The sequence below is a fragment of the Micromonospora foliorum genome, assembly GCF_022229015.1.
Taxonomy (GTDB): Bacteria; Actinomycetota; Actinomycetes; order Mycobacteriales; family Micromonosporaceae; genus Micromonospora; species Micromonospora foliorum.
Window position 1 is genome coordinate 1 of record NZ_JAKKFF010000554.1, and the last position, 11,679, is coordinate 11,679.

At 70.3% G+C, this 11,679-nt stretch carries 10 protein-coding genes and 2 pseudogenes; 9 read left to right on the plus strand and 3 right to left on the minus strand.

All coding sequences use genetic code 11. The annotated features are described in order from the left end of the window. Positions 1 to 490 (plus strand): annotated as a pseudogene (locus tag PSH25_RS30390) (hypothetical protein); the annotation flags it as partial. A gap of 123 nt (positions 491 to 613) precedes the next feature. Here the strand turns inward: PSH25_RS30390 and PSH25_RS30395 are convergent. Then, positions 614 to 867 (minus strand): annotated as a pseudogene (locus tag PSH25_RS30395) (hypothetical protein). On the opposite strand from PSH25_RS30395, the gene PSH25_RS30400 reads away from it, so the two are divergent. From PSH25_RS30400 to ispG, 5 genes are all read left to right on the plus strand, one after another. Beyond that, positions 769 to 1,251 carry a hypothetical protein gene (locus tag PSH25_RS30400; protein ID WP_238662333.1) on the plus strand — a complete coding sequence of 161 codons (483 nt, stop codon included), beginning with the start codon at positions 769 to 771 and terminating at the stop codon, positions 1,249 to 1,251. The pseudogene PSH25_RS30395 and the gene PSH25_RS30400 sit on opposite strands and share 99 nt — an antisense overlap. A gap of 121 nt (positions 1,252 to 1,372) precedes the next feature. Continuing rightward, positions 1,373 to 1,633, plus strand: a complete 261-nt coding sequence (locus tag PSH25_RS30405; protein WP_238662325.1) for a hypothetical protein — start codon at positions 1,373 to 1,375, stop codon at positions 1,631 to 1,633. A gap of 148 nt (positions 1,634 to 1,781) precedes the next feature. Then, complete coding sequence (gene dxr / locus PSH25_RS30410) at positions 1,782 to 2,993, plus strand: 1-deoxy-D-xylulose-5-phosphate reductoisomerase (protein WP_238662326.1); 1,212 nt, start codon at positions 1,782 to 1,784, stop codon at positions 2,991 to 2,993. Continuing rightward, positions 2,993 to 4,243 carry a M50 family metallopeptidase gene (locus PSH25_RS30415; RefSeq protein WP_238662327.1) on the plus strand — a complete coding sequence of 417 codons (1,251 nt, stop codon included), beginning with the start codon at positions 2,993 to 2,995 and terminating at the stop codon, positions 4,241 to 4,243. Before dxr ends, PSH25_RS30415 begins: the two co-directional genes overlap by 1 nt. A gap of 9 nt (positions 4,244 to 4,252) precedes the next feature. After that, on the plus strand, positions 4,253 to 5,425 hold the full coding sequence (gene ispG / locus PSH25_RS30420) for a flavodoxin-dependent (E)-4-hydroxy-3-methylbut-2-enyl-diphosphate synthase (protein WP_112588507.1): 1,173 nt from the start codon (positions 4,253 to 4,255) through the stop codon (positions 5,423 to 5,425). A 255-nt stretch (positions 5,426 to 5,680) separates the two neighbouring features. On the opposite strand, the gene PSH25_RS30425 is transcribed toward ispG, so the two are convergent. Continuing rightward, on the minus strand, positions 5,681 to 6,265 hold the full coding sequence (locus PSH25_RS30425; protein WP_238662328.1) for a PadR family transcriptional regulator: 585 nt from the start codon (positions 6,263 to 6,265) through the stop codon (positions 5,681 to 5,683). A gap of 227 nt (positions 6,266 to 6,492) precedes the next feature. Between PSH25_RS30425 and PSH25_RS30430 the strand changes: the two genes are divergently transcribed. Then, entirely contained in the window at positions 6,493 to 6,690 is a 198-nt protein-coding gene (locus PSH25_RS30430) for a hypothetical protein (RefSeq protein ID WP_238662329.1), read from the plus strand. A gap of 5 nt (positions 6,691 to 6,695) precedes the next feature. Next, a complete protein-coding gene (locus PSH25_RS30435) occupies positions 6,696 to 7,535 on the plus strand; it encodes a GNAT family N-acetyltransferase (protein WP_238662330.1) in 840 nt (279 codons plus the stop codon). A gap of 624 nt (positions 7,536 to 8,159) precedes the next feature. Here the strand turns inward: PSH25_RS30435 and PSH25_RS30440 are convergent. Next, positions 8,160 to 8,723: a hypothetical protein gene (locus PSH25_RS30440; RefSeq protein WP_238662331.1), complete on the minus strand. Its 564-nt coding sequence runs from the start codon at positions 8,721 to 8,723 to the stop codon at positions 8,160 to 8,162. Positions 8,724 to 9,798: 1,075 nt separating this feature from the next. Between PSH25_RS30440 and PSH25_RS30445 the strand changes: the two genes are divergently transcribed. Next, the coding region (locus tag PSH25_RS30445; protein ID WP_238662332.1) for an ABC transporter ATP-binding protein at positions 9,799 to 11,679 on the plus strand (1,881 nt) is incomplete at its 3' end.

The following is an 11,679-nucleotide window of genomic DNA, read 5'->3' on the forward strand; positions in this document are numbered from 1 at the left end:
CTGGCGGGCCAACGGCATCGCCATCTACGGCGGCTACGACAACTCGATCGAGAACAACCTGATCTACGACACCGCCAACTACCCGGGCATCATGCTGGCGACCGACCACGACCCGCTGCCGTTCTCCGGCACGACGTTGATCGCCAACAACGGCCTCTACCGCACCGGCGGCGCCTTCTGGAACGAGGACCAGGAGTTCGGTGCCATCACCCTCTTCCCGGCCACCAGGGACATCGTCGGGGTCACGATCCGCGACACCGACATCATCGACTCCACGTTCGACGGCATCCAGTTCAAGAACGGCGGCGGCAACATGCCGAACGTCGCCATCACCAACGTGCGGATCGACAAGTCCAACAATGGTGCCGGCATCCTCGCGATGAGCGGCGCGCGCGGCAACGCCAACCTGACCAACGTGACCATCACCAACTCGGCCGACGGCAACATCGTCATCCAGCCGGGCTCGCAGTTCGTCATCAACGGCGGCTGACGCTGGCCGGGGGGCCGCTCCGGCGGCCCCCCCGGTCGACGATCACGCTTGATCGACACGATTTCAATGAAGTCGGGGTGTCCGCATGCCGTGGACACCCCGACTTCCGTAAACCCGAGTTGATCATCGCGGTGCGTCCGCCGCGCAGGGTCCGTCGTGAGCGTCGGGCCGTCGGCAGCGATCGGCACCGCCGAGCCGGGCATCACAAAACACTCGAGTACGCAGAAACTGCGCGTCTCCTTGCTGAGCGTGGTCTCGCCGAAGTCGATGACGCTGAGATGGCCGAGCGAGTCGCGCAGCGCCACGACCAGGGCGGTGGCCTCGTCGAGGCTGGTCAGCGTGGTCGGCAGGTGGATGATCCACCGCGGCGCGGTCATCGCGGCCCTCGGTTGTCGGGTGTGGTCGGGCCACATCGGCGGCTGATGTGTCGAGCCTGCCACTGGCGCATGCAGTCTCGCCTGGAGCGCGAAAACGCGCTCGTGCTCGACACGGTGCAGGCTGCACTCGGCCTGATCTCCGTCCCCATGCGCGCCATCTCGGTGCAGGTGACTCCGGAGAGAGTCATCCTGCACTTCGCCCTGCGTGAGCGGAACGCCGACGTCGACGAGGACATCGTCGACGTGCTCGCTGACCTTGAGGCTCTGCAGGACGGCCCGATGCGGATGGAAGCCACAGTTCATGTGGGGGCACCAGATAGTTCCTGGGCGGGCCGGGCAGGCCGGTTCGTCTACTGGGCCAAAGAGGCCGATTCGGCTAGCTGAGCGCAGTGCCGCGAAGATCACTTGATGCTGAGTAGTCAGACAGAGGTCCTTGCAACTACTCAGCATCAAGTGATCAAGCCACACCTCATGTCCGTTGGTCATGAGCCGGGCCCTGCCATTGTTGGACGTAATTGACCGGCCCTCGGAGTACGCCGCTGTCGGGGTGCCGTTCTTCCTCCGGGTGGACCTGCGCAACCGGGTGCTGACCATCGCACTGTTGGAGCTGGTCGACGGGGAGTACCGCCCGTTGGCCGCCGCTGCGGCGGGGAGCACCTTCGCAATGCGGGAGCCGTTCGAATTCGCCATCGACCCGGTCGAACTGCTCGACGAGGAGGGGTCGCCGGGCGCGACTACCAGCGACTCGGCTGACGGCATGGCCTGATCGACACGGTTTTGTTGAAGTCGGGGTATCCGGGTGCCGGGGAGACCCCGACTTCCTTGAACCCGAGTTGATCATGACCGTCGGGCGCCGGGCGGGGGAGGCTGAGGCTCCCAGCGGGCGTGCAGCGGGGGTGGGGAAGAATGGCCGGGTGACTTCCCCCCGCGACCTCGTCCTGCTCGGGTCCACCGGCTCGATCGGCACCCAGGCCATCGACATCGTCCGGCGTAACCCGGACCGGTTCCGGGTGGTCGCCGTGGGTGCCGGCGGCGGCAACGTCGAGCTGCTCGCCGCGCAGGCCCTCGAACTGGGTGTCGAGGCCGTCGGGGTGGCCAAGGCGTCCGCCGCGCAGGACCTGCAACTCGCGTTCTACGCCGAGGCGAGCCGGCGCGGGTGGGCCACCGGAGACTTCAAGCTTCCCAAGATCGTGGCCGGCCCGGACGCCATGACCGAGCTGGCCCAGTGGCCGTGCGACATCGTGCTCAACGGGGTGGTCGGCTCGCTGGGCCTCGCTCCTACGCTGGCCGCGCTGCGCGGTGGTCGTACTCTCGCGTTGGCCAACAAGGAGTCGCTCGTGGCCGGCGGCCCGTTGGTCAAGGCCGCGGTGACGCGGCCGGGGCAGATCGTCCCGGTCGACTCGGAGCACTCGGCGCTGGCCCAGTGTCTGCGCTCGGGGACGCGCGGTGAGGTGCGCCGGCTGATCGTCACGGCCAGCGGCGGCCCGTTCCGGGGTCGGCAACGCGACGAGTTGACGCAGGTCACACCCGAGCAGGCGCTCGCCCACCCGACCTGGAACATGGGGCCGGTCGTCACGATCAACTCCGCCACCATGGTCAACAAGGCGCTGGAGGTGATCGAGGCGCACGAGCTGTTCGATGTGCCCTACGCCGACATCACCGTGATGGTGCACCCACAGTCGGTGATCCACTCGATGGTCGAGTTCGTCGACGGCTCCACGATCGCCCAGGCCAGCCCACCGGACATGCGGCTGCCGATCGCCCTCGGCATGGGCTGGCCGGACCGGGTGCCCGAGGCCGCCACCGCCGTCGACTGGACGGCCGCGCACACCTGGGAGTTCGCGCCGCTCGACGACGAGGCGTTCCCGGCCGTCGCCCTGGCCAAGGCCGCCGGGGAGACCGGGCGCTGCCGGCCGGCGATCTACAACGCGGCGAACGAGGAGTGCGTGGCCGCGTTCGTGGCGGGCCGGCTGCCGTTCCTCGGCATCGTCGGCACCCTCGAACGCGTGTTGGAGGAGGCTCCGGACTTCGACGAACCAGGTACCGTCGAGGACGTGCTCGCGGCCGAGTCGTGGGCACGCGCGCACGCGCAGGAGATCATCGCGGGTTCGGTGGAAGGAGCTTGATGTCGTACCTGCTCGGGGTGGTCCTCTTCGCCCTGGCCATTCTCATCTCGGTGAGCCTGCACGAGGCGGGTCACATGGTGACCGCCAAGGCGTTCGGGATGAAGGTCACGAGGTTCTTCGTCGGTTTCGGCCCCACCATCTGGTCGTTCAAGCGGGGTGAGACCGAGTACGGCCTCAAGGGCATCCCCCTCGGCGGCTTCTGCAAGATCGTCGGGATGACGCCGCAGGACGACGACGTCGAACCGGGCGACGAGTCGCGGGTGATGTGGCGCTACCCGGTCTGGAAGCGGACGATCGTGATGGCCGCCGGGTCGATCACGCACTTCGCGCTCGCCCTGATCACGATCTGGATCCTCGCCGTCTCCGCCGGCCTGCCCAACCCCGACTTCCCGACCACCGACGCGCAGGCCCGCCAGGAGCCCGCCGTCATCCAGCTCAGCGAGTGCGTGGTTCCGGAGAACGCGGTGCGGGCGTGCACCCCCGCCGACGCGGCCAGCCCGGCCGCCCAGGCCCAACTGCGCAACGGGGACCGGATCACCTCGGTCAACGGCACCCCGATCAACTCCTACGGCGACCTGCTCACCACGCTGCGCGGGCTCAAGCCGGGCGACACCGCGCAGATCGCGTACGTCCGGGACGGGCAGCCGGGCACCACCAGCACGGTGCTCGCGCAGACCCAGCGTCCGCCGCTGAACGACCCCGACGGTGCCGCCGCGCCGGTGGCCGCGCTCGGCGTCGGGCTCGTCCCGAGCACGCCCACCCGCGTGACGTACGGCCCGGTCGGCGCCTTCGGCGCTACCGCCGACTTCACCGGTCAACTGGCCGTCGGCACCGCCCAGGCGCTCCAGCGTCTCCCGCAGAAGGTCCCCGCCCTGTGGACCGCCCTCACCGGCGGCGAGCGGGACGTCGACACCCCGATCAGCGTGGTCGGCGCCAGCCGACTCGGCGGCGAGGCGGTGGAGAACAACGCCTGGCTGGTCTTCTTCATGCTCTTCGTGTCGCTGAACTTCTTCATCGGTGTGTTCAACCTGCTGCCGCTGCTCCCGGTGGACGGCGGCCACATCGCCATCGCCTGGTTCGAACGGGCCCGCTCCTGGGTCTACGCGCGGATCGGCCGGGCCGACCCCGGCCGGGTGGACTACCTCAAACTGATGCCCTTCACGTACGCGGTGATCCTGATCGGTGGCGCGTTCACGCTGCTGACCATCGCCGCGGACGTCGTCAACCCCATCACGCTCTTCTCAAGGTGAGTGCCTGAAGTGACCGCTATCAGTCTCGGTATGCCCGCCGTGCCGCCTCCGCCGCTCGCTCCCCGTCGGGCCAGCCGCCAGATCATGGTCGGTTCGGTCCCGGTCGGTGGTGGTGCGCCGGTGTCCGTGCAGTCGATGACCACGACCCTCACCTCCGACATCAACGCGACCCTTCAGCAGATCGCCGAGCTGACCGCGTCCGGCTGCCAGATCGTCCGGGTGGCGGTGCCCTCCCAGGACGACGTCGAGGCGCTGCCCGCGATCGCCAAGAAGTCGCAGATCCCGGTGATCGCCGACATCCACTTCCAGCCCAAGTACGTCTTCGCGGCGATCGACGCCGGCTGCGCGGCGGTCCGGGTCAACCCGGGCAACATCCGGCAGTTCGACGATAAGGTCAAGGAGATCGCCCGTGCCGCGGGGGCGGCGGGGGTGCCGATCCGGATCGGCGTCAACGCCGGGTCGCTGGACAAGCGCCTGCTGAGCAAGTACGGCAAGGCCACCGCCGAAGCGCTTGTCGAGTCGGCGCTGTGGGAGTGCTCGCTGTTCGAGGAGCACGGCTTCCGCGACATCAAGATCTCGGTCAAGCACAACGACCCGGTCGTGATGATCCGGGCGTACCGGCAGCTCGCCGAGCAGTGCGACTACCCGCTGCACCTCGGCGTCACCGAGGCCGGGCCGGCGTTCCAGGGCACCATCAAGTCGGCGGTCGCCTTCGGCGCGCTGCTGGCCGAGGGGATTGGCGACACGATCCGGGTGTCGCTGTCCGCGCCGCCGGTCGAGGAGATCAAGGTCGGCAACCAGATCCTGGAGTCCCTCGGTCTGCGCGAGCGGGGCCTGGAGATCGTCTCGTGCCCGTCCTGCGGGCGGGCCCAGGTGGACGTCTACAAGCTCGCCGAGGAGGTCACCGCCGGCCTGGAAGGGCTGCCGGTGCCGCTGCGGGTCGCCGTCATGGGTTGCGTGGTAAACGGTCCGGGCGAGGCCCGGGAAGCCGACCTCGGCGTCGCCTCCGGCAACGGCAAGGGCCAGATCTTCGTCAAGGGGCAGGTCGTCAAGACGGTGCCCGAGGCGCAGATCGTCGAGACGCTGATCGAGGAGGCGCTGCGGATCGCCGACGAGATGGGCGCCGAGCTCCCCGAGGAGCTGCGCGGGCTGGTCACCGGCCCGACCGTCACCGTGCACTGATCCCGTTCCGTACCCGACAGCGGCCGTTCCCCGTGCGGGGAACGGCCGCTGTGCGTTTGTGCTGATCTTGCGTTTTCGCGCTGTGCTGCTCTTGGTGCTGTGGTGCGGCCTGGCGCTGCGGTGCTCGTGCGTTGGTCTGGCCTGGCGCTGTGCTGCTGCGGTGCTGCTCTTGGTGCTGTGGTGCTTGTGCGTTGGTGTGGCCTGGCGCTGTGGTGCTCGTGCTGTGGTGTGGCCTGGCGCTGTGACGGGCCGGCGTCACTCGGATTCGGCGAGGATCGCGTACAGCTTGCGCCGGGTCTCGTCGAGCACCTGGGCGGCCCGCTCGCGCTGGTCGTCGGTGCCGTTCATCATCACCTGGCGCAGGGCGTTCATCGCCTGCGCGCCGGAGTCGCGGATGTCGTGCCAGCTGCTGACCGAGCCTTGGGCGACGTCCGCCCACGGCGGGGTCTGCGCGGCCTCGGTGGCTTCCGCCTGACCGGCCTCGGTGACCGTGAACCGCTTCCGCCCACCACCGGATTCCTCGGTGCTGGCGACGATCACGCCCTCGTCCTCCAGGAGTTGGAGGGTGGGGTAGATCGAGCCCGGGCTCGGCCGCCACGCACCGCCGGTGCGGGAGTCGATCTCCTGGATCATCTCGTAGCCGTGCATCGGCCGCTCGGTGAGCAGGGCCAACACGGAGGCTCGGACGTTGGGGCGTCGGCCCCGACCCCGTCCGCGGCCCCGGCCGCCCCAGGGGCCGCCGTGTCCGTGCTCGTGGCCATGACCGGGCGGAACCGGCGGGAAGCCGAACCCCCGCATCCGGGCCTCGTGCATCGGGTGGTGCTGTCGGTGGAACCTCATCGGGTTGTTCCTTCCTTGGGACTATCGCTGATGCATCAACGATATATCGGCAATGCATCGCCGACAACCCTGACTTTTCAAACCGTACGTACGTCTTCTTAAGGTGCCGGTCATGCTCGGCTACCCCCATCGGGCCCGGCCCGGGTTCGTGCTGGTGGGGACGGCCACCGCGCGGCAGTGCCAGGGGCGTACGGCATGGGCTACGCACTGGGCAAGATGCTCACGCGGTGGTGGTGACCACCCTCGCGCTCGGCTGGGGCGTACCGGGCTGGCTCGTGCTCGGTGCCCTGTTCCTCCTGCTCGGAGCCCTGGAGCCCTCCGGTCGTAGGGTGGGCCGGGCGGACCCGGCCGATCAGTGGACCCGCAGAACCGGGGTCGGGCTCGGCACTCGACCGGCGGAGCGGGGGGTCGATCTGGCAGGCTGATAGTCGTGCTGACGGTGCCGGTACGCCAACTGGGGGAATCGGAGCGCCGCGCGGTCGAGCGACTGCTCGACCATGACCCGTTCGCGGGCGCGCAGGTCGCCGAGCGGATCGCCGCGCGCGGACTCTCCTGGTGGCGGGCCGAGGGCAGAATCCTGGGGTACGGGGCCCGCCGCAACCTCGAATCACTCTGCTGGCTCGGCGGCAACCTCACCCCGGTGCTGGCCAGCGATGCCGCCGTGGCTGCCTTCGCCGACCTGCTCGCGGGCGAGGAACGGCTCTGCTCCTCCATCGTCGGTCGGGCCGATGCCGTCCTCGGGCTGTGGGACCGCCTCTCCGACACGTGGGGGCCAGCGCGAGACGTCCGCCCCAATCAGCCGCTGCTGGTCACCGACACGCTTCCGCCCGTGCCGGCCGATCCGGAGGTACGCCAGGTTCGCTCCGGCGAGGTCGACCGGCTCTTCCCGGCGGCGGTGGCCATGTACACCGAAGAGGTCGGCGTCTCCCCGCTGGCCGAGGACGGCGGACGCAGCTACCGCCGACGGGTCAACGACCTGGTGCGGACCGGCCGCGCGTACGCCCGCGTCGTCGACGGCAAGGTCGTCTTCAAGGCCGAGTTGGCCGTGGTGACCAAGCGGACCGCGCAGATCCAGGGCGTCTGGGTGGCACCCGAGTGGCGAGGCCGGGGAATCGCCACCGCAGCCATGGCCGCCGTGGTCCGCGACGCGCTGCTGCGGGTCGCCCCCACCGTCAGCCTGTACGTCAACGATTTCAACCTCCCGGCCCGCCGCGTCTACGAGCGCTGCGGCTTCCAACCGATCGGCACCCTGGCCACCGTGCTCTTCTGAGGGGTCGGCTGCGGGGGTGCCCGCGGGTGTGTCCCCCTGGTTCAGGCCGCTTGGCCGCTTGGCCGCTTGGGCGCTTGGGCGCTTGGGCGCTGGCGGCTGGCCGCTTGGCGGCTGGCCGGCGGGGAGGGCGCCGTGGGCGCGTTGCACTACGTGCTCGACGTGTCGGTTGACGGGCAACGCCAGATCCGGCTGCGCTGCGGGGCTGGGGATGCCGAACTGCCCCGGCGGAGGCGGATGGCAGCGACGAACCCGCACGCGCTCGCAGATCTTGGACAGTTTCCGTTCTGCGCGAACGGAAACTGTCCAAGATCTTCAACCTACGGTGGCCGGCGGCTCGGCGCTCGGGCTCGGCGCTTGGCGTTCGGGCTCCCCGCTCGGTGCTCGCCGATCGCGCTCGGCGCTCGGCGCTCGGCGCTCGGCGCTTGGCGCTTGGGCTTGGGCTCGGGCTCGGGCTCGGCGCTCGTCGACCGGCGACCGGCGACAGCGAGAAGGCCGCTGGCCGGCACCCCGGGTGCGGGTGCCGGCCAGCGGTCGGTTTTGTGCTTCGTGGTGCCGTGGTGCCGCTGCGGTGCGATGGTGCTGCCATGCGGGTGACGCCATGGTGCTCTGGTGCTGTGCGGTGGGTCAGCTGTTCCAGTGCTGGCCGACCAGGTCGGTGGCCTGCTGCTCCCACTGGGCGTAGGCGTCCGGGTAGGCCGATACCTGCACGGTCTGCGCGGCGTCGGTCAGCGGCATGTCCTGCCACCCATCAACCTGCTTGAGGCCCTTGAGGAACGCGGTCGTCGAGTACTCGGGGTCGGTGATCTGCTCCGGCGTACCCCAACCACTGGACGGGCGCTGCTGGAACAGGCCCAGCGAGTCGTGGTCGTTCATGTCGCCCAGGTGGCCCAGGTCTTCCAGCTTCGACTCCTGCAGGCTCGTCGCGATCGAGATCACCGCGGCCCGCTCCGGCAGACCAGCCTTCTTCGTCGCGGCGATGATCGCCTTGACGTTCGCGGTCTGCTCGTCATTCAGGCTGATGTGGGACTGGTCGCCCTGCGGCTTCGGCGCCGCCGACTGCACGGCCACCGCGACCGGCTTGGCATCCACGGCCGGGTTGGCGTGGGCGGCGATCGGGCCGGCGAAGACACCACCGGCGAACGCGAGACCAGCAACAGACAGCATGCTCTTACGGAAGATCGTGTTCATGAGGGGTAGCTCCTTCGGGGGTAGGACACCCAACCGCCAAAAGGGGGGCGGCGGCGGGGTGTGAGCACCTCGTCCGGCGCTGCACAAAACAGGGAAAAGTCTGGGGGGTGACGCCTACGGTTACTCGGCGTCTACCGGCGGCCTACGGGCGAGGGCTCGTGGCGCCGGGTCCAGGTGTAACGACCGGGGGGCCGGGGTCATTCCGGGGTTGGCCCACCTGCCGGGCACCCTGATTGGGGCGGTGCCTGCGGTCGTTCGTGGGGACTGCAACGACCGGGGGCCGGGGTTCATTCCGGGGCTGGCCCACCTGTCGGCAACCCTGGAGGCGGTGCCTGGTCGGTCGTTCGTGGGGACTGCAACCACCGGGCGGAGGCTGGCATTCCAACCTCCGTGACCGGCACCCGGGTGGCGGGGTGGTGGGTCGGTGGTGCTGCGATCGTCAGGGTATGTAACGACCCCGGCCCGGCCAGGATTCCGGCCCACCGGTGCGACCGGTCACCACCCACACCGCCCAGGACCCGACAAACCGCCCGCCACGCCGCCCCTTGGCCTTGAATTGCCCCTCAGCCAGGCGTGATCCACTCGGGTTCACGGAAGTCGGGGTATCCCGGACTCCCGGACACCCCGACTTCATGAAACCCGAGTCGATCAAGAAGTTCGATCACGTTACGACGTCGCGAGACTCCGATTAATCGGACAAATCCCCACCGACCGTCCCACCGACCGTCCCACCGACCGTCCCACCGACCGTCCCACCGACCGTCCCACCGACCGTCCCGCCGACCGTTCCGGCCGAGCGTCCCTGCCGAGCGTGGTACGGGGCGTGTGGTCCGGCGTGTGGTCGGGTGCTGCCGTCGAGCGGCCGCATCCCCTGGGCGACGTGTCGCGCGGCAGCTGCCGGTGTGGGAAGGGTTGTCGCCATTGGCCGGCGGCGGGGCGGGGCCTGAGCCGGCTGGCCGTTGTCGCCGCTGGCTGAACTGATGGACGCCCTGCTCAGGGCCGGAAAATCGGTTGAATTGGTGGGTTGGTGCCGGCAGGCTGAGGTCTCCGCCACCCACGTCCCGGAGGACTTTCCATGCGCCTGCTCCGTGATCTGTGGGGCACCTCGACCCGCCGTATGACGATCGTGGCCGTTCTGATCGTGTTGGGCGCCGCGGGGCAGGCGGGCGCTTCGGCGCTGGCCGGCGCGGTGCTGGTGCACCGTTCGGCTGGCTTCTTCGCCGTCCTGGCCGCGGCTCTGGTCGCCGTGGTCCTCAGCGACCTCGCGGTGAGTCTGCTGATGGCCGGCCTGACCGCCGACTGGTCCGCGGACGTGCGTCGTCGGCTGTGTCGCGTCGCTCTCGGGCAGGATCTGCCCACTCTGGAGACCACCCCGGTGGGCGAGTTGCTGGACCGGATCGACGGGGACGTCTATCAGGTGGCGTCGGCGGTTCGTAACCAGGGCACCCGGCTCGCCCAGGGCCTCTGCGTCGGTCTGTTGTCGATGGTCGTGGCGCTGTTCGTGTGGTGGCCGGCGGGGATCGCCATGCTGCTGCTCACGGTGGTGCTGGCGGTCGGCCTGCGCCGGCCCACGGCGCGGATCGGCCCGGCCCGGATGGCCGAGGAGGAGGCGTGGTCCGACCTGGCCGCCGTGATGGAGGAGGCGGTGCACGGCCAGGACGACGTCCGCACCAGTCTGGCGCGGCCGTACGTGCTGCGGTTGTACGCCCGGCGGGCCGCTGCCGTGCTGTCCCGGGGCACCGTGGTCTGGGTGCTGTCCGCCCGGGTGGCGACGGTGGCCACCGCGACGATCCGGGCGGGCATCGGCGTGGTGGTGCTCGGCGGGGCCTGGGCGTTGGCCACCGATCGGATCGACGCCGCCCGGCTGACCGCCATCTGGCTGCTCGCCCTGGCCTTCGGGGCGACCGCGGAACACGTCAGCCGGATGGTGCCGGAGATCCAGGAGGCTCTCGGCGCGTGGGCGCGGGTGCAGTTGCTCTACCAGGCCCGGCAGGAGCCGGTGGGCGGGGCCAGCCCGAGCGAGGGTGACCTGCGCATTCGGGACCTGACGTTCGCCTACGGGGAGAGTGACCGGGGGGCGGCGCTGCGCGGGCTCAGCCTCACCTTCGCCCGTGGTCGCTCGTACGCGCTGATCGGACGGACCGGTTCGGGCAAGTCGACGCTGGCGAAGGTGCTCACCCGGGCGGTCGACGTGCCGCCGGGCACGGTCTTCCTCGGCGGCACCGACCTGTGCGACCTCGACGTGGAGCAGTTGCGCCGCTGGGTGGCGTTGGTGCCGCAGCGCACCGAGATCCTGGCCGGCACGCTCGCCGAGAACGTGGCGCTCTTCGACCCGGCGTTGCTCGACGCGGCGGCCCGGGCGCTCGATGAGCTGGGCCTGGCCGGTTGGATCGCCGAGCTGCCGGACGGGTTGACGACCCGGCTGGGGGAGGGCGGGCATGTGCTCTCCGCCGGTCAGGAGCAGTTGGTGGCGTTCGCCCGGATCCTGGTCCGGGAGCCGCACGTGGTGATCCTCGACGAGGCCACCGCGCGGCTGGACCCGGTCACCGAGGCGCGGGTGCAGCGGGCCACCGAACGACTGCTGCGTGACCGGATCGGCATCGTCATCGCGCACCGACTCTCCTCCGTACGCCGCTGTGACGAGGTGGTCGTCCTGGCCGACGGCGCGGTGGTCGAGGCCGGTCCGCTGGAGACGTCGACGCGCTTCGCCGAACTGTTGGCGACCAGCCACGCGGCCGCGTACGCCACGGTGGTGCCGGCCGGTCGCACCGGTGTCGGCACCGACCTGTTGGTCGGCCCCGGCCCGGCCGACCCCTGGCCGAGCGAGCCGGCGCCCGTGCGGGGCGAGTCGGTCGCAGCGAATGAGCAGGCCGCCTGGCCGACCGAGCCGGCACCGACGCGAGCCGAGCCGAATGCGCAGGCAAGGCGCACGACACCGCCCGACAGCACGCAGGCC